General features: G+C 60.0%; 18 protein-coding genes. 7 read left to right on the top strand and 11 right to left on the bottom strand.

The features are described from left to right. Positions 1-127: 127 nt before the first annotated feature. The 3 genes from ACXX9E_RS12730 to aceK form a co-directional block, all read right to left on the bottom strand. Positions 128-1,249 (bottom strand): beta-ketoacyl-ACP synthase III, encoded by a 1,122-nt coding sequence (locus ACXX9E_RS12730; RefSeq protein WP_123465546.1) that lies wholly within the window; start codon positions 1,247-1,249, stop codon positions 128-130. 327 nt (positions 1,250-1,576) lie between these two features. Next, positions 1,577-5,488, bottom strand: a complete 3,912-nt coding sequence (gene hrpA, locus ACXX9E_RS12725) for an ATP-dependent RNA helicase HrpA (protein WP_458555502.1) — start codon at positions 5,486-5,488, stop codon at positions 1,577-1,579. 267 nt (positions 5,489-5,755) lie between these two features. Continuing rightward, the gene (gene aceK, locus ACXX9E_RS12720) at positions 5,756-7,477 is read right to left on the bottom strand and encodes a bifunctional isocitrate dehydrogenase kinase/phosphatase (protein WP_123465542.1); all 1,722 of its coding nucleotides are present in this window, start codon (positions 7,475-7,477) and stop codon (positions 5,756-5,758) included. Between the two features lie 421 nt (positions 7,478-7,898). On the opposite strand from aceK, the gene ACXX9E_RS12715 reads away from it, so the two are divergent. Then, complete coding sequence (locus ACXX9E_RS12715) at positions 7,899-9,524, top strand: methyl-accepting chemotaxis protein (RefSeq protein ID WP_458555501.1); 1,626 nt, start codon at positions 7,899-7,901, stop codon at positions 9,522-9,524. A gap of 85 nt (positions 9,525-9,609) precedes the next feature. Beyond that, on the top strand, positions 9,610-10,518 hold the full coding sequence (locus tag ACXX9E_RS12710) for a DMT family transporter (protein ID WP_458555500.1): 909 nt from the start codon (positions 9,610-9,612) through the stop codon (positions 10,516-10,518). A gap of 129 nt (positions 10,519-10,647) precedes the next feature. On the opposite strand, the gene ACXX9E_RS12705 is transcribed toward ACXX9E_RS12710, so the two are convergent. Further along, positions 10,648-11,511, bottom strand: coding sequence for a DMT family transporter (locus tag ACXX9E_RS12705; RefSeq protein WP_458555499.1), 864 nt, complete (start codon positions 11,509-11,511; stop codon positions 10,648-10,650). Positions 11,512-11,961: 450 nt separating this feature from the next. Between ACXX9E_RS12705 and ACXX9E_RS12700 the strand changes: the two genes are divergently transcribed. Together ACXX9E_RS12700 and ACXX9E_RS12695 are read left to right on the top strand one after the other, a co-directional pair. Further along, positions 11,962-12,501 (top strand): hypothetical protein, encoded by a 540-nt coding sequence (locus ACXX9E_RS12700; protein ID WP_458555498.1) that lies wholly within the window; start codon positions 11,962-11,964, stop codon positions 12,499-12,501. Positions 12,502-12,544: 43 nt separating this feature from the next. Further along, on the top strand, positions 12,545-12,718 hold the full coding sequence (locus ACXX9E_RS12695) for a hypothetical protein (protein ID WP_185015791.1): 174 nt from the start codon (positions 12,545-12,547) through the stop codon (positions 12,716-12,718). A gap of 46 nt (positions 12,719-12,764) precedes the next feature. On the opposite strand, the gene ACXX9E_RS12690 is transcribed toward ACXX9E_RS12695, so the two are convergent. Both ACXX9E_RS12690 and cysK read right to left on the bottom strand, forming a co-directional pair. Continuing rightward, positions 12,765-13,703 (bottom strand): aspartyl/asparaginyl beta-hydroxylase domain-containing protein, encoded by a 939-nt coding sequence (locus tag ACXX9E_RS12690; RefSeq protein WP_186744623.1) that lies wholly within the window; start codon positions 13,701-13,703, stop codon positions 12,765-12,767. 184 nt (positions 13,704-13,887) lie between these two features. Continuing rightward, positions 13,888-14,862, bottom strand: coding sequence for a cysteine synthase A (gene cysK / locus ACXX9E_RS12685; protein ID WP_458555497.1), 975 nt, complete (start codon positions 14,860-14,862; stop codon positions 13,888-13,890). A 126-nt stretch (positions 14,863-14,988) separates the two neighbouring features. Here cysK and ACXX9E_RS12680 point away from each other — a divergent pair, with 126 nt between their 5' ends. Further along, entirely contained in the window at positions 14,989-16,065 is a 1,077-nt protein-coding gene (locus tag ACXX9E_RS12680; RefSeq protein WP_458555496.1) for a DUF748 domain-containing protein, read from the top strand. Here the strand turns inward: ACXX9E_RS12680 and ACXX9E_RS12675 are convergent. Next, positions 16,062-16,559: a DUF2442 domain-containing protein gene (locus tag ACXX9E_RS12675; RefSeq protein ID WP_458555495.1), complete on the bottom strand. Its 498-nt coding sequence runs from the start codon at positions 16,557-16,559 to the stop codon at positions 16,062-16,064. The genes ACXX9E_RS12680 and ACXX9E_RS12675 overlap by 4 nt on opposite strands. Continuing rightward, on the bottom strand, positions 16,547-16,777 hold the full coding sequence (locus ACXX9E_RS12670) for a DUF4160 domain-containing protein (protein WP_458555494.1): 231 nt from the start codon (positions 16,775-16,777) through the stop codon (positions 16,547-16,549). Before ACXX9E_RS12670 ends, ACXX9E_RS12675 begins: the two co-directional genes overlap by 13 nt. A 202-nt stretch (positions 16,778-16,979) precedes the next feature. On the opposite strand from ACXX9E_RS12670, the gene ACXX9E_RS12665 reads away from it, so the two are divergent. Continuing rightward, the gene (locus ACXX9E_RS12665) at positions 16,980-17,825 is read left to right on the top strand and encodes an AAA family ATPase (RefSeq protein ID WP_025110627.1); all 846 of its coding nucleotides are present in this window, start codon (positions 16,980-16,982) and stop codon (positions 17,823-17,825) included. A 10-nt stretch (positions 17,826-17,835) separates the two neighbouring features. Continuing rightward, complete coding sequence (locus tag ACXX9E_RS12660; protein WP_007956512.1) at positions 17,836-19,014, top strand: vWA domain-containing protein; 1,179 nt, start codon at positions 17,836-17,838, stop codon at positions 19,012-19,014. Between the two features lie 118 nt (positions 19,015-19,132). On the opposite strand, the gene ACXX9E_RS12655 is transcribed toward ACXX9E_RS12660, so the two are convergent. From ACXX9E_RS12655 to ACXX9E_RS12645, 3 genes are read right to left on the bottom strand one after another with little or no spacing between them, the layout of a single operon-like run. After that, a complete protein-coding gene (locus ACXX9E_RS12655; RefSeq protein ID WP_458555493.1) occupies positions 19,133-20,056 on the bottom strand; it encodes a 5-oxoprolinase subunit C family protein in 924 nt (307 codons plus the stop codon). Further along, entirely contained in the window at positions 20,053-20,757 is a 705-nt protein-coding gene (gene pxpB, locus ACXX9E_RS12650; protein WP_123465522.1) for a 5-oxoprolinase subunit PxpB, read from the bottom strand. Before pxpB ends, ACXX9E_RS12655 begins: the two co-directional genes overlap by 4 nt. Next, positions 20,754-21,506 (bottom strand): 5-oxoprolinase subunit PxpA, encoded by a 753-nt coding sequence (locus ACXX9E_RS12645; protein WP_458555492.1) that lies wholly within the window; start codon positions 21,504-21,506, stop codon positions 20,754-20,756. The genes pxpB and ACXX9E_RS12645 overlap by 4 nt, the downstream gene beginning before the upstream one ends. Positions 21,507-21,517: the final 11 nt, after the last annotated feature.

The raw sequence follows: 21,517 nt of genomic DNA, 5'->3' as shown, positions 1-21,517 counted from the left end.
TCCTTGTGCCGATTCCGAAATGATAGCGGCAGGACTTCGCCTGCCGCCATTTCCGAAAAATTACAGCGTTTGAGCCGATTCGGATGTAGGAAAAGTCGACGTGTTTAAGGGGAAACTAAACCTCTTTTCAACGCTTGCGCAGAATCACGCTGCCGATCGAATAGCCTGCACCGAACGAACTCAAAACAGCCAGCGAACCGGCAGCCAGATCATCCTGGTGCTTGTGGAAGGCAATCACGGAACCGGCGGAGCTGGTGTTGGCGTAGGTGTCGAGAATCACCGGCGCCTCTTCTTCGGTCGCTTCGCGGCCCAGCAGCTTGCGCACGATCAGGTGGTTCATGCTCAGGTTGGCCTGGTGCAGCCAGAAACGCTTCACGTCGCCGACATTGAGCTGATTCTCTTGCAGATGCTCACCAATCAGTTCGGCGACCATCGGGCAGACATCCTTGAACACCTTGCGCCCTTCCTGCACGAACAGCTTGTCGCGGGCGCCGACGCCCTCTTCCGCGGCGCGGTTGAGGAAGCCGAAATTGTTGCGGATGTTGTTGGAGAACTTGGTCAACAGTTTGGTGCTGACCACGTCGAACTGGTATTTGGACGTCGCCAGATCGGCACGCTCGATGATCACTGCAGTCGCGGCATCACCGAAGATGAAGTGGCTGTCACGGTCACGGAAGTTCAGGTGACCGGTGCAGACTTCCGGGTTGACCATCAGGATCGCCCGGGCCTGACCCAGTTGCACGCTGTTGGCCGCCGCCTGGATGCCAAAGGTAGCCGAGGAGCAGGCCACGTTCATGTCGAAGCCGAAGCCCTGGATGCCCAGCGCTTCCTGGACTTCGATGGCAATGGCCGGGTAAGCGCGCTGCAGGTTGGAACAGGCAACGATCACGCCGTCGATATCAGCGGCGGTTTTACCGGCGCGCTGCAAGGCTTGCTCGGCTGCGCCGATGGCCATCTGGCACAGCACCGACCATTCGTCGTTGGAACGCTCCGGCAGACGCGGCGCCATGCGCAGCGGGTCGAGGATGCCGTCCTTGTCCATGACAAAGCGGCTCTTGATGCCCGAGGCCTTTTCGATGAACGCGGCGCTGGATTCGGTCAGGGCCTGGACTTCACCGTTGGCGATGGCTTCGGCGTTATCGGCGTTGAACTGGGCGACGTAGGTGTTGAAAGACTGCACCAGCTCTTCGTTGGAGATGCTGTTGGCCGGGGTGTACAGGCCGGTGCCGCTGATGACGACATTATGCATGGTCGTTTCTCTAATCTGTTCAGGCAGAAAGTGCTGGAACCGTCGTACCAACACACAAAGGGTCTATTCCCATCCGGGGGACGCTGACCTGGCATCGCGTTATTCCGGTTCGCGACCTTACCGAAGGCTCTGGGTCGCGAAACGGGCGTTTATGGTCGCGAAGTTTGCCATAAACCCGAGGTTTTGGCGCCTTTCTCAAGACCGGCGCTGCTTCCCTGCAGGAGTGAGCCTGCTCGCGATTGCGTCGTATCAGTCACTATTGCGTTGACTGACACTCTGCTATCGCGAGCAGGCTCACTCCTACAGGGGGTTGTGCAGGTCTGGCAATCAAGGTTCGACCTGCGTCCACTGCTTGTTCAGGCGTTTATCGGAAATCGGGACTTTGGTGCCCAACTGCTGGGCGAACAGTGACACCCGGTATTCCTCCAGCCACCAGCGGTACAACTCCAGCTGCGGATCGCGCTTGCCTTCCTGGGCATGCTTGGCGGCGCGGGTCTGGTATTGCGCCCAGAGGCCGGCCAGTTCGCCGCTCCAGACACGATCCTTCTGCACTTGCGCCCCGAGCTTTTCGAAACGCTGCTCGACCGCTTTCAGATAACGCGGCAATTCCTTGAGCCATTGCATCGGCGTTTCCCGGACGAAACCGGGGTACACCAACTGGCTGATCTGCTGCTTGATGTCATTCAGCGCCACCGCTTGCGCAAGGTCGATCTTGCCCTTGAAACGCTTTTGCAGACCGTGCCACAGCTTGAGGATCTCCAGCGTCAGGCGCGCCACGCGTTCGGCGTGTTCGGTCCAGCTGCCGCGCTTGCGCTCGGCCAACGCTGCCAGCCCGGCGCCATCGCGGGGCAACGGGTCTTCGCCTTCCAGAATGCAGCTGTCGAGACTGGCCAGCAGAATGTCTTCGACCAGCGCATCGACCCGGCCCAACTCGCGATAGAGCAGGCCCAGTTCGGTCTGCCCCGGCAATTTGCTGCGCAGGAACTTCGCCGGTTCCGCCAGTTGCTGCATCAGCAGACGCTGCAACGCGCGGCGGTGTTGAAACTCGGCTTCGGCCGGGGTCGAGAAGCGCCCTTCCTTGACCGCGCCGCCCTCTTCCACCAGCGCCGGATACACCGTCATCGACAGCCCGGCGATCTTCTGTTGGGTCTTTTCCGCCACTGGTGCAAAGACTTTCGCCTCCACCGGTTGCTGACTTTTTGCGCTCTGCGGCACCGCCAGTGCAGCCTGACTGGCTTCGGCAAACCGTGCGGTCAACTCGGCCAGATCGCGACCTTCGCCGAGGAACTTGCCCTGGCCGTCGACGATTTCCAGGTTCATCCGTAAATGCCCTTCGACCTGCTGCGCCGCTTCCGCCCACGCCTCATCGCTGACCCGCGCACCGGTCATGCGCAGCAACTCGCGACCGAGCGCTTGCGGCAACGAACCTTCGGCGAAGGTCATGCGCTGCAATGCCGCTTTGATGAAGTCCGGCACCGGTACGAAGTTCTTGCGCAGCGCCTTCGGCAGGTTGCGCACGAGGGCGATGCACTTGGCTTCGATCATCCCCGGCACCAGCCATTCGAGGCGTTCCGGCGGCAGCATCGGCAACAGCGGCGCCGGCACGCGCAAGGTCACGCCGTCGCGCGGGTGATTGGGTTCGAAATGATAGGTCAGCGCCAGTTCCAGGTCACCGATGTGCAGCGTGTCCGGGTAGTCGCGCGCGGTGACTTCACTGGCCTCGCGGGCCAGCACGTCCTCTTCGCGCATGATCAGCAGTTGCGGGTTCTTCTGGCTGTTGACCCGATACCAGCTGTCGAAGGTCGCGGTCTGGTGAATCTCTGCCGGCAAGCGCGCATCGTAGAAGGCGTACAGGGTTTCTTCGTCGGCAAGGATGTCACGGCGCCGGGCCTTGGCTTCCAGCTCGTCGAGCTGTTCGAGCAACTGTTTGTTGGCCGTCAGGCACTTGGCTTTCGACTGAATCTCGCCGCGCACCAGGCCTTCGCGGATAAACAGCTCGCGGGACACCACTGGATCCACCGGACCGTAGTGCACCGGGCGACGGCCAACGACGATCAGCCCGAACAGGGTGATCTGCTCGTAAGCCACGACCTGGCCACGCTTCTTCTCCCAGTGCGGTTCAAAGTGGTTCTTCTTGATCAGGTGTCCGGCCAGCGGCTCGATCCAGTCGGCGTCGATCTTGGCGACCATGCGCGCGTAAAGCTTGGTGGTTTCCACCAGCTCGGCTGTCATCAGCCATTGCGGACGCTTCTTGCCGATCCCCGACGACGGGTGAATCCAGAAACGCCGCTGCCGGGCGCCAAGGTAATCGCCGTCCTCGGTTTTCTGACCGATCTGGCTGAGCAGACCGACCAGCACCGCTTTGTGCAGTTTCGGGTAATCCGCCGGCTCTTTATTGAGGCTCAGCTGCATGTCGCGACAGATCAGGCTCAACTGGCGATGGGAATCACGCCACTCGCGCAGACGCAGGTAGTTGAGGAAGTTCTTGCGGCACCAGTTGCGCAGCGGGCTGGCCGTCAGCGCCTGGCGCTGTTCTTCAAAACCACGCCACAGATTGACCAGCCCGGCGAAGTCCGAATCGCTGTCTTTCCATTGCGCGTGGGCCTGATCGGCGGCTTGCTGACGCTCCGGTGGACGCTCGCGCGGGTCCTGAATCGACATCGCGCTGGCGACGATCAGCACTTCCTGCAGGCTGCCGAGCCTGGCCGCTTCGAGCAGCATGCGGCCCATGCGCGGGTCCACCGGCAGGCGTGCCAACTGGCGTCCCAGCGGGGTCAACTGACTGTTGCGATCCACCGCCGAGAGTTCTTGCAGCAGATTGAACCCGTCGCTGATGGCTTTGCCATCCGGCGGCTCGATAAACGGGAACGCGGTGATCTCGCCGAGGCGCAAGTGCAGCATCTGCAAGATAACAGCGGCAAGGTTGGTGCGCAGAATCTCCGGGTCGGTGAATTCCGGGCGACCGAGGAAATCTTCCTCGCTGTACAAGCGCACGCAAATGCCCGGCTCGACCCGGCCGCAACGACCTTTACGCTGGTTGGCGCTGGCCTGGGAAATCGCCTCGATCGGCAGACGCTGGACCTTGGCGCGATAGCTGTAACGGCTGATGCGCGCGGTGCCGCTGTCGATCACGTAACGGATGCCCGGCACGGTCAGCGAGGTCTCGGCGACGTTGGTCGCCAGCACCACGCGACGCCCCGGGTGCGACTGGAAAATCCGCTGCTGTTCGGCCGGCGACAGGCGCGCGTACAGCGGCAGGATTTCGGTGTGTTTGAGCTGAGCCTTGCGCAGCATGTCGGCGGCGTCGCGAATCTCGCGTTCGCCGGGCAGGAACACCAGCACATCGCCAGGACTGCGGCGCTCGCTGCGCTCGTAGGCGGCGATTTCGTCGAGGGTGGCGAGGATCGCCTGATCCACGGTCAGGTCGTCTTCGACGCGGTTGCCCTCTTCGTCCTGCTCCAGGGTCAGCGGTCGATACCAGGTGTCCACCGGGAAGGTGCGGCCGGAGACTTCGACAATCGGTGCGTCATCGAAATGTTTGGAGAAGCGCTCCAGGTCGATGGTCGCCGAGGTGATGATGACTTTCAGGTCCGGACGACGCGGCAGCAGGGTTTTCAGGTAACCGAGCAGGAAGTCGATGTTCAGGCTGCGTTCGTGGGCTTCGTCGACGATGATCGTGTCGTAGCGTTCCAGATAGCGGTCGTTCTGGGTTTCCGCCAGCAGGATGCCGTCGGTCATCAGTTTGATCAGGGTGTTGGAATCGCTCTGATCCTCGAATCGCACCTGATAACCGACCAGCGAGCCGAGCGGCGTGCCGAGTTCTTCGGCAACCCGGCTTGCGACGCTGCGTGCTGCAATTCGGCGCGGCTGGGTGTGGCCGATCAAGCCATGCTGGCCACGACCGATTTCCAGACAGATTTTCGGCAACTGAGTGGTTTTGCCCGAGCCGGTTTCGCCGGCGATGATCAGCACCTGATGCTTTTCCAGGGCCTGTTTGATTTCGTCACGCTTGGCCGCAATGGGCAGGCTGTCGTCATAACGAATCACCGGCAGGCTGGCCTTGCGCGCCAGCACCTGATCGCAGGACGCCTGCATCCGCGCCACCCACTGGGCCAGCTTGGCCTCGTCAGGTTTCTTGCGCAGCTCAAGCAACTGCCGCCGCAGCCGGTGACGGTCGGCGAGCATGGCGTGATCGAGGTTTTTCAGCAGTTTGTCGATGGAGGGCGATTCGTCGGTCATCGGGTACGCAATTCGGTCGTCTATTTATGCAGGGGGCGGATTGTCGCAGATTTGGCGGATTTGTGGCGTGTCTGGGGGATTGCGGCCCTCACCCTGGCCCTCTCCCAAAAGGAGAGGTGACCGAGCGAGTCAACTTTGCCAGCTTCACCGACCTGAACGTGCATGACCGAATCCATAATCGCCAAGGCCTTTCAGGTCGATGCTTGCTCCCTCACCCCAGCCCTCTCCCTCCGGGAGAGGGCTGGGGTGAGGGAGTTTTTAAGAGGGCTATTCGTTATCCAACCCTTTACGCCGATAAGGAAAGACATCAATCACTTTCCCGGCGCGAATCGCCTCCTGCAGGCTCTTCCAGTAATCCGCGTTATACAACTCGCCATGCAACTGATCGAACAACTTGCGCTGCCCCGAATCGGCAAACAGAAACGGCGGAAACTCCTCAGGAAAGACATCCAGCGGCCCGATCGAATACCACGGCTCGGAGGCCATTTCGTCCTCCGGCGTGCGCGGTGCGGGGATGTGGCGGAAATTGGCTTCGGTCAGGAAGCAGATCTCGTCGTAGTCGTAGAACACCACCCGCCCGTGCCGGGTGACGCCGAAGTTTTTCAACAGCATGTCGCCAGGAAAGATGTTGGCCGCCGCCAATTGCTTGATCGCCAGGCCATAGTCTTCCAGCGCCTCGCGCACCTGTGCATCGTTAGCGTTTTCCAGATAGAGGTTCAGCGGGGTCATCCGGCGCTCGGTCCAGCAGTGGCGGATCAGCACCGTGTCGCCTTCGACCGAGACGGTGGATGGCGCCACCTCCAGCAGTTCTTCCAGGCACGCCGGATCGAACTTGCTCAGCGGGAAACGGAAATCGGCGAACTCCTGGGTATCGGCCATGCGCCCGACCCGGTCGACGCTTTTCACCAGCCGGTATTTCTCGATCACTGTGGCGCGATCGACGTTTTTCGACGGCGAGAAGCGGTCCTTGATGATCTTGAACACGGTGTTGAAGCCCGGCAGGGTAAACACGCTCATGACCATGCCGCGCACGCCCGGGGCCATGATGAACTGGTCATCGGTATTGGCCAGGTGGTTGATCAACGCGCGGTAGAACTCGGACTTGCCGTGTTTGTAGAAACCGATTGAGGTGTACAGCTCGGCGATGTGCTTGCCCGGCAGTATGCGTCGCAGAAAACCGATGAATTCCGCCGGCACCGGCACATCGACCATGAAATACGAGCGGGTAAAGGAAAAGATGATCGACACGTCGGCTTCGTCGGTGATCAACGCGTCAATCTGAATCCCGCGTCCTTCACGGTGCAGCAGCGGAATCACCAGCGGCCACTGTTCGTCACGGGTGTAGATGCGCCCGACCAGGTAGGCCCCCTTGTTGCGGTAGAGCACCGAAGAAAACAGCTCGACGCTCAGTTCCGGGTCCTTGCACACCCAGTCCGGCAGGTTCTCGCGCAGTTGCGCTTCGAGGCGGCGCAAGTCGCCGGGCAAATCGGCGTAATCTTCGCTGAAGCGGTAATCGGCAAAAATGCTCGCCAGCATCGCGCTCAACTGGCCTTGCGGCTTGTAGGTGCGGGTCTGCGCGGCCCGTGCGCGGCGCAGGCTCGGACGCGTGGTGTGGATGAACATGCAGCCATCGCTGATCAGGTCATGGCTGAACAGCCCGCAGAAGATAGAGTTGTACCAGGTCTCGGACAATTCATCGTCGAAGCGCAGGTCGATGACGCTGATGTAGGCGCTTTTCACCAGTGGCCAGCAACTGACATTCATGAGTGCTTCGTCATCGAAGTACTCCCGCAGGCGGGCAATGGTTTCGCCGACTTTCTCTTCGTAGAGGTTGATTCGCGCCGCCGATGCGGTTTGCGTCTCCTGCCAGCGAGCCTGTTCGAAACGCTCCCGGGCGCCGTCGGTAATGCGCCGGAAATGCTCGCGGTAATCGTCAAAGCCTTCGAGAATCATCCGGGCGATGTCGGTGGCTGGCCATGGCTGCGGCATAGATGAGACCTCGGCGTGCAAGTGGGAATCCGTGCCTGAGCTTAGCCATGGATGCACCGGCAGGAGAAGTGCAATTTCTGCCAAATGCGCGGCAGGGTTGTACAACGACACAGTTTTTATCAAAGTTTTTTTAGTCGACCGCTCGGTCAGCAAAGCCACCGGGCAGTCGCGCACAAAGCCCGCCAACCACGTGGCGCGGAGCCGCGTATTCATTGGCTTGCGGATCCAATAGCCGCCCCAGCGCTCTAGCCTGCATCTCTTCCTCTGTTACTCGTGCTGCAGCAACACTCGGCATGACGTGCGCAGATTGGTCTTACCAAAATAGTGGCACTTTGATATACAAGCCGCCATCACCCTCTTCACAACAAGATCCTCGACTGACGGGGACGACCTCTCCCCCCAAAGATCAAGGAGCACATTGATGTCTATCCGCAATCTGCGCATCGGTTTGCGCGCCGGTTTGAGTTTTGCCGTGCTGGCCAGTCTGTTGGTGATCGTCGGCCTGTTTGGCCTGGGTCAGATGAAAACTCTGCGTGAAAGCGCTGCGGTCATCGAAGAGTCGTGGATGCCGAGCATCGAAAGCATTCATGACGCCGCCGCGAACATTGCCAGCATCCGCCTCGAATCCCTGCGCCTGATCACCAGCACCCAGCCAGCCGTGCGTGACAGAAGCAAAGGCCTGATCAAGGTGCAGCGCGAAGAATTGCTCAAGCGTCTCAAAGACCATGAAGCCTTGCTCACCAGCGATCAGGAACGGGGCATGCTCGCAGGCTTGAGTGCCGACATCGGCAAGTACATGAGCATCCTCGACCAGATCATCAGCCAGATCGACGCCGGGCAAACTGAACAGGCCTACACCCGTTTGAACAATGATCTGGCGCCACAGGGCAGAGTGCTCGACACGACCCTGGAGCAGATGATCAGCCTCAACCAGCAAGGTGCCGACGCCGCCGCCGAGGCCGCCGCCGACATGTACCAGCGAGCGCTGTGGATCGTTGCGACGATTATCGTCACCGCGTTGATTGCCACGCTGTTGCTGGCGTGGCAACTGACCCGCAGCATTACCACGCCGATCAATCAGGCGCTGAAGGTGGCCCAGCGCATCGCCGCCGGCGACCTCAGCGGCGAGATCGTCAGCAGCGGTCGCGATGAGGCCGCGCAATTGCTCGATGCCCTCGCGCAAATGCAGGGCAATCTGCGCTCGACCATTCGCGGCATCAGCGAGTCGGCGCAGCAACTGGCCTCCGCCGCCGAAGAAATGAGCTCGGTGATGGAACAAAGCACCCGCGGCCTGCAACAGCAGAATGACCAGATCGAACAGGCCGCCACCGCCGTCACCGAGATGAGCACAGCTGTGGATGAAGTCGCGGCCAACGCCGTGTCCAGTGCCGAGGCTTCCGAAGCGTCGAACGAAGACAGCAAGCATGGCCACGTCCAGGTCAGTGAAACCATCTGTTCGATTCAAGAACTGGTCACCACCGTGCTCGGTGCCTCGGAACAGGCCGAAGGCCTCGCCACCCAGGCCCAGGACATCAGTAAGGTGCTGGAGGTGATTCGCGGGATCGCCGGGCAGACCAACCTGCTGGCGCTCAACGCCGCCATCGAGGCTGCGCGGGCCGGTGAGGCCGGGCGCGGTTTTGCCGTGGTCGCCGATGAAGTGCGTTCGCTGGCGCAGCGTACGCAGAACTCCACCGAAGAAATCGAGTTGATGATCAGCAGCATCCAGCACGGCACCGGCGCGACGGTCGGCGCGTTGCAAAGCAGCGCCGAGCAGGCCAGTCACACCCTGCGTCGGGCCAACAGCGCCGGGCAGGCACTGGAGAAGATCACCGCGTCGATTGGGCAAATCAACCAGCGCAATCTGGTGATCGCCAGCGCCGCCGAACAGCAGGCGCTGGTGGCGCGCGAGGTCGACCAGAATCTGGTCAGCATCCGCGATCTCTCGACGCAAACCGCGGCCGGCGCCACCCAGACGTCGGCCGCCAGCCAGGAGCTGTCGCGGCTGGCGGTAGACCTCAATGGTCTGGTCACGCGCTTCGTGATCTGAGGGAAAAATTAAATGCCCCGATAGCGGTTGCCATCGCCGGGGCGCTCGGCAACACTCTCGTCCCGATCAAGGAAGGAGTGTTGTCGTGAGCCCTGTCGATATTTTCCGCATGCTGTCGCTGGCCGCCATCTGGGGTGCGAGCTTCCTGTTCATGCGCATTATTGCGCCGGTGATCGGCACGATTCCGACGGCATTCTTTCGGGTGTCGATTGCGGCTGTCGGGCTGCTGGTGATTCTCGGCCTGATGCGTATCAACTGGGATTTCAAGGGCAAGCTGAAAACCGTGATGTTGCTGGGGGTGATCAACTCGGGCATTCCGGCGACCCTGTATTCGGTCGCGGCGCAAGTGTTGCCGGCGGGTTATTCGGCGATCTTCAACGCCACCACGCCGCTGATGGGCGTATTGATTGGCGGCTTGTTCTTCAGCGAGAGGCTCACCGTCGCCAAACTGACGGGCGTGTTCCTGGGATTGTTCGGTGTCGGCGTGCTCACCCGCGCAGGGCCCGTGGCCTTCGACCTGGAATTATTGATGGGCGCCCTCGCCTGCCTGCTCGCGACCACCTGCTACGGTTTTGCCGGATTCCTCACCCGTCGCTGGCTGGACCATACCGGTGGGCTCGACAGCCGACTGTCAGCCGTGGGCAGCATGCTCGGTGCCTCATTGTTTCTCTTGCCGCTGTTCGGCTACAGCGTCATCACCGCGCCACCGGCAAGCTGGGGTGGCTGGAGTGTCTGGCTGTCGCTGCTCGGCCTGGGCCTGGGTTGCACGGCATTCGCCTACATCATTTACTTCCGCCTGCTCAGCTCGATTGGCCCGGTAAAGTCGATGACCGTAACCTTCATGATTCCGGCGTTCGGCGTGCTGTGGGGCGCATTGTTGCTGGATGAGCCGCTGTCGATGGCGCATCTGTATGGCGGGGTGTTGATTGCCTTGGCGTTGTGGCTGGTGTTGAAGCCTGCGGTGGTGAAGCCTGCCGAGGTGGCGGCTCGCTGATTCAGTCTTCGCGGGCAAGCCTGCTCCCACAGTGATTGATGTCGTCCACATCCTGCGGCTCGACACAAAACCCTGTGGGAGCGGGCTTGCCCGCGATGGCGACCGAACAGCCGCCACCTCAACTGGCTATCAGCTGGATTTACGGAACACAAACGCCAGACCGACAATGATCAACAGCATCCCCAGCACGCTCAACGCGGCCAGACGATTACCGAAGATCAGATAGTCCATCACCGCTGTCACCGCCGGCACCAGATAAAACAGGCTGGTGACATTCACCAGATTGCCCCGCGCGATCAGGCGATACAGCAACAGCGTCGCCAGCACCGACACCACCAGGCCCATCCACAACACCGGCACGATAAACCCTGCGCTGTGTTCGAAATGAAACGGCTGGAACGGCACGAAGATCCCGCACAGCAACAGCCCGGCCAGGTATTGCACCGGCAGCGTGCCGAGGGGATTGTCAGTGATGCCTTTCTGCATGATCGAGCCCAGTGTCATGCTCGCCAGCGCCAGCAGACCGAAGAGCATCCCGGCCCAGGACATACCGGCCAGACCGATCCCTTGAAACACCACCATGATCAGCCCTGCCAGCCCCAGCGCCAGCCCGAACAGGCGGCTCGCCGAGCGCTGCCGCTCCATCAATACAACGGTGAGAATCGGCTGCACGCCCATGATGGTCGCCATCACTCCCGGAGTGATTCGGGTGTTAAGGGCCAGCAGATAGAAAATCTGATAAGCCCCCAACAGCACCACCCCGGTGGCGATTGCATAGAGCATCGGCCTGCCGCCCTTGGGCAGCTTCAACTTGAGCAACGGCGCCAGCAGCAACAGCCCGCACAGGGCAATCACAAAGCGAATCAGCAGAAAGGCGAAGGGTGACGCATGGGCCAGGCCCCATTTGGAGAAGATCGCCCCGCTGCTCCACAGCAGAACGAACAGGCTCGTGGACGTCGCCGCGAGCACGGTTTTTTTCGAAAGGACAAACATGAATACCACCTGTAGTCAGGCAAGAAGCCAACTCAGCCGAAGCTGAAGTTCAGTAGGTTTTTCTGGCGGGCGCAGGGGTCAGCAGAGAATGCCGATCAGCCCGAAACGCCAACGCCCGGCGGTGATACGACTGCGCACACCGGCGTGCTACTGACAGGTGGAGGGTAATGACTGATCTGCACAGGCGGCTGATTCCCGCACGGCACGACGCCAGCGTTGACCGCTGAATCGACTACCGCGTTGATGAGGGATGCAGGCATTTGGGCAGATCTTTTTTTGAAGGGTTGGACGTGAGCCATGGGATTCACGAGCGCCGACTATAACCAGCGCGGGACATGGATTGCAATGATTAGGACAAAGGGCCAGCAGGGACAGCTCGAAGGCAGGCGCATAGGCTGATGAGCAACGGATAGGCCCATTGATGGGGAGACAGGGAATGCTCGAAGTCACATGCCAAGCGAACGGACGAATTTGCGGTATCAGTTGTATCGGTCAGAGGCGAGGAAGCAGGCGGCCAATACTTTTGCAAAACTACAGAAAGATTTGCAGCAGAAGGGGATCGTCGATGTCGACCACTCCAGAGTCCGATTTGAAGCTGTCGATGCGCTGGCTCTGAATGCCTATGAAGAATGGCTCGACCCTCATTTTTCATGGCAAGAAATTGTCAGGTGGAAATCCAGAGAACCGATGGGTTTTGATTTGGCTATCTGGTTTGACCATGAGCTCTGCGGGCTGTGCTTTGCAAACCCGAATCAGAGTCGGTTACGCGTGAAAATCGTGCGACTGGAAGGCAAGCCTGGCAACGATCACCCGCTCAAGAGTCGGATCGCGACGTTTGCCCTGACAGCTGTTACTCACTTCGCGCGAATCATTGGCAGTAAGCAGATCGAAATTCAGGAGCCTCTAGCAGGGGTTATTCCTCTCTACCGGCAACTGGGTTTCGATTTCGACTCAGAGGGGCGGCTTGTGATGCCTGTCGACTACGTCTAGTATCAGCTCAACTGCTCATTTAATGATCAATTTCGGAGGCGCCATGAAAAATCTCGTAGAAAGCAAAGCGCCAGACGTCAAATCGACCAACAGCAAGCGCTGTTCTGGGGAGTTGTCTGAAAAAGAGTTGCGCCGAATTACAGAAGCATTGGCAAAGCCCGCCAGTGAGGAGCCGGGAGGTGTTCTCGCCGGCGCCTCATTCACCTTCGCCTCATGAAAAAACCGCTCACAAGGAGCGGTTTTTTTAGTGATTGCGTTCAGCCTCAACCAAACAGCCAATACCCCAGCAATGTCAGCACCACCACCGCCAAAATCGGGCGCATGATGCGGTAGGCCTTGGGATTGCGGCGTTTCCACTGTTTGACCACCCCACTGAACCTGTCGCTGAAGTTCTTGCTCCAGGCATAGGCCTGGTTGATGCCGCCAACACGCTCGTCGTCAAGGTTCTGCGGTGCCGTTGCGCGCCCCAGCCAGCCGCTGATGAAGCGGTTGATGCGAGTCATCAAACGGTTGCTCAACGGACGCTCGATGTCGCAGAACAGAATGACGCGGGTTTTCTCGGTTTCGTTCTTGACCCAGTGCACATAGGTCTCGTCGAACATCACGTCTTCCCCGTCGCGCCAGGCGTAGACCTGACCATCGACGAAGATCCGGCAATCGTCAGAGTTTGGCGTCGACAGGCCCAGGTGATACCGCAGGGAGCCGGCAAACGGATCACGGTGCGGGTTCAGGTGGCTGCCACCCGGCAACAGCGCGAACATTGCCCCTTTGACATTGGGAATCGCACTGACCAGCGCCACGGTCTTCGGGCACAGGGCCTCGGCCGATGGCAGCGGCTTGTCGTACCACTTGAGGTAGAAACGTTTCCAGCCCTTTTTGAAGAACGAACCAAAACCGGCATCGTTGTTCTTCTCGGCGGCACGAATATAGCCCTCGTCGAACAGGTGCATGGCTTCGTCGCGAATGGTTTCCCAGTTGTCGCGCAGCACGTCCAGCTCCGGGAACTTGCTGCGATCCAGATACGGTTTGGACGGCACACCGGAGAACAGGTACATCAGGGCGTTGTACGGAGCGAACAGCGCCGAGTGGTTGACGAACTGACGCAGGACCGGCAAACGCGCCCGACCGCGCAAATGCACGTAGAGGATGCTGCCCACGAACAGCAGCAACACCAACACCTTGGCGGCTAACGAAAAGGTCATCAACGACTCCTTGAATAAAGACAACGCTGCGCAAGGCCCTTTACTCGGCATGGCAGCCGGCCATGATAAACACTACCGGCCTCGGGAAAAACCCGCCCAAGCCAAGATTCAGTGTTAAGAATTGCGCAACAAAGCATTTATTAGCATAACGATCCTGAATCCCGGCTGATTTGAATCAATGGGTTTACTGCTGATTCTCCTGCTCGGTGAACAGATCGCTGAACAACATGCTCGACAGATAGCGCTCGCCGGAGTCCGGCAGGATCACCACGATGGTCTTGCCCTGCATCTCCGGCGTTTCTGCCAGGCGTACCGCTACCGCCATGGCCGCGCCGCACGAAATACCGCACAAAATCCCCTCTTCCTGCATCAATCGCAGCGCCATGGCCTTGGACTCGTCGTCGGTCACCTGCTCCACCCGATCAACCATCGACAAATCGAGGTTCTTCGGCACGAAACCGGCACCAATCCCCTGAATCTTGTGTGGGCTCGGCTTGATCTCTTCGCCCGCCAGCGCCTGACTGATCACTGGCGAGGACACCGGCTCCACCGCCACCGACAGGATCGGTTTACCCTGGGTATTCTTGATATACCGCGAAACGCCGGTGATGGTTCCGCCGGTCCCGACACCAGCCACCAACACGTCGACTGCGCCATCGGTATCGTTCCAGATTTCCGGCCCCGTGGTTTTCTCGTGAATCGCCGGATTGGCCGGGTTGTCGAACTGCGACGGCATAAAGAACTTGTCGGCATCACTGGCAACAATTTCGGCGGCCTTCTCGATCGCACCTTTCATGCCCTTGGCCGGTTCGGTCAACACCAGCTCGGCGCCCAGCGCCTTGAGTACTTTACGGCGCTCGATGCTCATCGAAGCCGGCATGGTCAGCATCAACTTGTAGCCTCGGGCGGCCGCGACAAAGGCCAGGCCGATGCCGGTGTTGCCCGAAGTCGGCTCGACAATGGTCATCCCCGGCTTGAGTTTGCCGCTGCTTTCGGCGTCCCAGATCATGTTGGCGCCAATCCGGCACTTGACCGAATAACCGGGGTTACGCCCCTCGATCTTGGCCAGAATGGTGACGCCGCGCGGCGCGATACGGTTGATCTGCACCAGCGGTGTGTTGCCGATGGAATGGGCGTTGTCAGCAAAAATACGGCTCATGGCTGGGTCCTTATGCAGCATTGAATTCAACGCCCAAGGTAAGCCTGTTGCCCTGCGCAGTCCAGTCAGGTCGAACGTCTGCGGCACACAACAGTCAATCGCTTACATCGTCAGGGAATTACCGTCATGAAGCGTCGCTACAGCTGGCCATTAGGGATTTTTGCCGTCGTCGTTGTGTTGCTGATCGCGCTGCACATCGCCCTGCCCTACATGGTGCGCGACTATCTGAACGGCAAACTGGCGGACATGGGCGATTATCGGGGCCAGATTACCGACGTTGATCTGGCTTTGTGGCGCGGCGCCTACAAGATCAACGGGCTGAAAATCGTCAAGGTCGACGGCAAGGTACCGGTGCCGTTCGTCAACGCCCCCGTGATTGATCTGGCGGTCAGCTGGCACTCGCTGTGGTACGACCATGCCGTGGTGGCGCAGGTGCAGTTCCTCAATCCCGAGGTCAACTTCGTCGATGGCGGGGCCAACAAGCAGAACTCTCAGACCGGTGAAGGCACCGACTGGCGTGCACAACTCAGTAAATTGCTGCCGATCACCCTCGACGAGGTGCAGATCCACGACGGCAAGATCAGCTTCCGCAACTTCAGCTCCAGCCCACCGGTGAATATGAATGCCACCCAGGTCGAGGCCAGCGTCTACAACCTGACCAACGTGGTCGACAAGCAGGGCAAACGCGATGCCCGCTTCGAAGGCAAGGCCCTGCTGCTGGGGCATGCACCACTGGAAACCACCGCCACCTTCGACCCGCTGAGCAATTTCGAAGACTTCCAGTTCCGCCTGCGTGCCCGTGACATCGAACTCAAGCGCATGAACGACTTCGCCTCGGCCTACGGCAAGTTCGATTTCAACGCCGGCCACGGCGACGTGGTCATCGAAGCCCAGGCGAAAAAAGCTCAGGTCAGCGGCTACATCAAGCCACTGCTGCGTGACGTCGAAGTGTTCAACTGGCAACAGGACGTGGAAAACAAGGACAAGAGCATCTTCCGCTCAGTCTGGGAGGCCATCGTCGGCGGCTCGGAAACCGTGCTGAAGAACCAGGCCAAAAACCAGTTCGCCACCAAGGTCGAACTCAGTGGCAACGTGCATCAGCAAAACATCAATGGATTCGAAGCGTTCTTGCAGATTTTGCGCAATGGTTTCATCCAGGCTTTCAATGCGCGGTATGAACGGCCGAAGCCGGATGCGGGCTAAGACTTACGATTGACCACATATCGACCAGACTCTTCAGCTGCCAGCGTGGACTTTTGCTGCAATGAGTCCCAACCGAGACAAGCCAAGGCTAATGACCTTGGCACCGTCTCCCGCCCGTTACTGTATCGGCTGATGCTGCGGGCACTGACACCCAGCGCCTCGGCTGCCTGATTCAGAGAGAGTCCGGTACGTGCGCGCCAACCGATGAAAATACGGGTGTTTTCATCGGCAGTGTTTTGAGCCAGTGCATCCATATAAAGCGTGTCTGCGCCAATCTGTATATCGGGCTCGAGCCATTCGACAGTCCAGCCATGGTCGTCCAGGGTCGCAGTCGCAAACAGTTCGGGATCCAGCAATGGTTGCAGACCTGGATAAGCGTGGATATCTCGGCGCAGATCAAGCGTCAGATCCTGACCATCAATAAAAGTCAGTTTCAATCGAAAATCCGATAGCGCCTGCACAGCCGACAGACGAGGCCTTTTCATGGATAACATCGTTTCCAGTCCTCCCGCCGTCGCGCTTGATGAGCCGCCACCCAAGCCAATGCGTCCTTGATAATCAGCGGTGGTGCCTTGCCCGTCGTGACTTCAACGCTTTCAACGCTCAGCATCACTTCCACCCCGCCACCGATCAAGTGGACATGGGGTGGAGGGTGATCCTTCTCACGCAACTGAATGCGGTATTTGTCGCGAAATCGGTATTTAGTCGTCATGCCCGAAAGGCTATCGCCAAATCGGCGATACCTGAATACTGGCCCCGCGCCGAAACCGAGTCAACATGTGACGCCCCATTCAGAGACTGAATAAGCCGTCTGCGTTCACAGTCGACCGGGCTGCGCGTTATAGTCGGGGCATCCGATTTTTTCGCCCCCGCCCTGCCCGTGCAGGTCGGCGTTACCGTTCGAGGATTAGCAGATGAAGTTCGAAGGCACCCAGGCCTACGTCGCCACCGATGACCTGAAGCTGGCGGTCAACGCCGCTATCACCCTGGAGCGGCCGCTGCTGGTCAAGGGCGAACCGGGCACCGGCAAGACCATGCTCGCCGAGCAACTGGCCGAATCGTTCGGCGCCAAGCTGATCACCTGGCACATCAAGTCCACCACCAAGGCCCACCAGGGTCTGTACGAGTACGATGCGGTCAGTCGTCTGCGCGACTCGCAACTGGGCAACGAAAAAGTCCACGACGTGCGCAACTACCTGAAGAAGGGCAAGCTGTGGGAAGCGTTCGAGTCAGAAGAGCGGGTCATTCTGCTGATCGACGAAATCGACAAGGCCGACATCGAGTTCCCTAACGACTTGCTGCAAGAACTCGACAAGATGGAGTTCTACGTTTACGAGATCGACGAAACGATCAAGGCCAAAAAGCGCCCGATCATCATCATTACCTCCAACAACGAGAAAGAGCTGCCGGACGCTTTCCTGCGCCGCTGCTTCTTCCACTACATCGCCTTTCCGGACCGCACCACCCTGCAGAAAATCGTCGACGTGCACTACCCGGACATCAAGAAGGATCTGGTCAGCGAAGCGCTGGACGTGTTCTTCGACGTGCGCAAGGTGCCGGGCCTGAAGAAGAAGCCGTCGACCTCGGAACTGGTGGACTGGCTGAAGCTGCTGATGGCTGACAACATCGGCGAAGCGGTGCTGCGCGAGCGCGATCCGACCAAAGCCATTCCGCCGCTGGCCGGTGCGCTGGTGAAGAACGAGCAGGACGTGCAACTGCTTGAGCGTCTGGCGTTCATGAGCCGTCGCGGCTCTCGATAAGGGCATCGTCATGCTGCTCAATCTGTTCAATGAAATGCGTGCAGCCAAGGTGCCGGTGTCGGTGCGCGAGCTGCTCGACCTGATCAACGCGCTGAAACAGCGCGTGACCTTCGCCGACATGGACGAGTTCTACTACTTATCGCGGGCGATTCTGGTCAAGGACGAACGGCATTTCGACAAGTTCGACCGCGCGTTCGGCGCTTACTTCAATGGCCTGGAAAAACTCGACGATCACTTGCAGGCGCTGATTCCCGAAGACTGGTTGCGCAAGGAATTCGAGCGCTCGCTGACCGATGAAGAGCGCGCGCAGATTCAGTCCCTCGGTGGCCTCGACAAGCTGATCGAAGAGTTCAAGAAGCGTCTGGAAGAACAGAAGGAACGCCACGCCGGCGGCAACAAATGGATCGGCACCGGCGGCACCAGTCCGTTCGGTTCCGGCGGTTTCAACCCGGAAGGCATCCGTGTCGGCGATGCTGGCAAGCGTCAGGGCAAAGCCGTCAAAGTCTGGGATCAGCGCGAGTACAAGAACCTCGACGACTCGGTGGAACTGGGCACGCGCAACATCAAGGTCGCCCTGCGTCGTCTGCGCAAGTTCGCCCGCCAGGGCGCGGCGGAAGAGCTGGACATCGACGGCACCATCGACCACACCGCCAAGGACGCCGGCCTGCTGAATATCCAGATGCGCCCGGAACGGCGCAACACGGTGAAGCTGTTGTTGCTGTTCGACATCGGCGGCTCGATGGATGCACACGTGAAGATCTGCGAGGAACTGTTCTCGGCCTGCAAGACCGAGTTCAAGCATCTGGAGTACTTCTACTTCCACAACTTCATTTATGAATCGGTGTGGAAGAACAACATGCGCCGCACCTCTGAGCGCACCTCGACCCAGGACCTGCTGCACAAGTACGGTGCCGACTATAAAGTGATCTTCATCGGTGATGCTGCGATGGCGCCGTATGAAATCACCCAGGCCGGCGGCAGCGTCGAGCACTGGAACGAAGAGCCGGGCTACGTGTGGATGCAGCGCTTCATGGAGAAGTACAAGAAGCTCATCTGGATCAATCCGTATCCAAAGGACACGTGGGGCTATACCTCCTCGACCAATATCGTGCGTGATTTGATCGAGGATCAGATGTATCCGCTGACCCTGCGCGGGTTGGAAGAAGGGATGCGGTTTCTGTCCAAATAATTGCTGCTGTCTGGACGGACGCCATCGCGGGCAAGCCCGCTCCCACAGTTCTCGAGTTGGACACAAATCTTGTGAACACCGCTGAACACTGTGGGAGCCGGGCTTGCCCGCGATGCTTTTAGCGAATCGAAAAGCGCTGCAAATACTCGACATGCTCCCGGTGCGCGACTTCTTGCACCACCGGTCTCAACCGCACCTGCGCCCCCGGCAGACACTGCGCCAGACGCGCCAGCGCCAAAGGCGTCAACGCCCCCAACCGCGGATAGCCGCCAATGGTCTGCCGATCATTGAGCAGCACAATCGGCTGCCCGTCCGGCGGCACCTGCACCGCACCCAACGCAATCCCCTCGGAAATCATCGGCTGGCCCTGATACTGCAACGCTTTGCCCAGCAGCCGAATGCCCATGCGGTCGGCGCGACTGTCGAGCGTCCAACGACTGTTGAAGACATCAAACAGACTTTGCCCACTGAACTGGCCGATCTGTGCGCCGAGCACCAGGTCCAGCGGCGTATTCAGCCGCAAATCAGGTCGATGTTCCTGCGACATTTCACGCACCGGCAGCACTTCTGCGTGGTAACTCAGCGTCGCGCCCTTGGCCAGTGGCAATCCCAGCCCCTCGAGACCACCGAGTTCTTCGCGCACCACGGTGGCGCTGCTGCCCAGCACCTTCGGCGCATCAAAACCACCGGGGGCTGCCAGATAAGCCCGGGCCCCGAGCAACGGTTGGGTGAACTGCAGTTGCTGCCCTTTGCCCAGTTTGAAACTGCGCCATGGCGCCAACGGCTGACCGTCGATTCGTGCATCGAGATCAGCGCCGGCCAAGGCCAGCCAGCAATCCTCCTGCGCTACCACGGCAAACCCGCCGAGGGTGATTTCGATCACCGGCAGGTCCAGTCGATTACCCAGTAGCCAGTTGGCCCAGCTCATCGAACACCAATCCGCCGCGCCGCCCTGGGTCACGCCCAAATGGCGAACGCCAAAACGTCCGGCATCCTGCAACAAGCACAGGGGCGTGCTCGCCTCTATCATCAGTCGGCTCATGTCAGCGCCTCCAGCGGGGTGTCGTCGCCGCCAAGATTAATGAACTCGGCGTGACTGACCGCTTCGAATCGCACCGTGTCACCCGGCTGCATCAGGCTGTAACCGTCGCGATGGCGGTCGAACAGTTTGGCCGGGGTGCGCCCGATCAGGTTCCAGCCACCGGGAGACACCACGGGATACGCGGCGGTCTGGCGCTCGGCGATACCGACGCTGCCAGCGGCGACTTTCTTGCGCGGGGTGTCCAGACGCGGCGCTGCCAGCACCTCTTCCACCAGCCCCATGAAGGCAAAACCCGGGGCAAACCCAAGCGCAAAGACCTGATATTCCCGTCCACTGTGACGCCGGATCACCTCCTCCACCGACAAGCCGCTGCGTTGCGCCAACAGGCTCAACTCGGGGCCGACACTGAGGTCGTACCAGACCGGCAGCACATGACACTGGCCGGCCGTTCGGGCATTCGGCGACAGCTCGATCAGGGCTTGCGCGATCAATTCACGGGCCTGATTCGGGCTCAGCGCGGTCAGGTCGTAATGCACCATCAACGTGGTGTAGGACGGCACCAGGTCGATCAACTGCGCGCCAAACGTGGCCCGCAGGCGTTCACTGGCGGCGAGCATCCACGGCATGTTGGCTTCGGCGATTTCATCGAACAGGCGCAGCATCAGGCAGTCCAGGGCCACCACTTCAATCCGTGGGTTCATGGCGCGCTCTGCTGGTTCAGGGCCTCACGAATGCGTTGCACGGCGGCCACCGAACTGGCGTTGTCGCCATGCACGCACAAGGTGTTGGCCTGCAGGTACAGCGCGCTGCCGTCGCTGGCAACGAGGTCGCCGCCACGGGCGATGGTCAGGGCCTGTTCGATGATGGTTTGCGCATCGTGATGCACTGCGCCCGGCTGTTGCCGCGATACCAGTCTGCCGGCACTGTCGTAGGCACGGTCGGCGAAGGCTTCGAACCACAGGGTCACGCCGTACTCGTCACCGAGCTGTTGCGCCAACGCGTTGTCGCGGGTGGCCATCAGCATCAGCGGCAAGCTGCGATCGTAAGCGGCGACAGCTTGAATCACCGCACGCAATTGCGCCGGGTTGGCCATCATGTCGTTGTACATCGCGCCGTGGGGTTTGACGTAGCTGACTCGCCCGCCCTGTGCCCGACAAATGCCGTCGAGGGCGCCGATCTGGTAATGCAGGATGTCTTGCAGTTCTTGCGCCGAATACGCCATCGAGCGGCGGCCGAAACCGACCAGATCCTGATAGGCCGGATGCGCACCGATCTGTACGCCGTGGCTCAAGGCGAGGCTGACGGTTTTGCGCATGATGCCCGGATCACCGGCATGGAAACCGCAGGCCACATTGGCGCAATCAATGAAAGGCATGACTTCGGCGTCCAGACCCATGGTCCAGCTGCCGAAACTCTCGCCAATGTCGCAATTCAATAACAGGCGGCTCACGGTCAACACTC

The sequence above is a fragment of the Pseudomonas sp. GNP014 genome (genome assembly GCF_054344005.1).
This window is presented reverse-complemented; position numbering and strand designations above follow the sequence as displayed.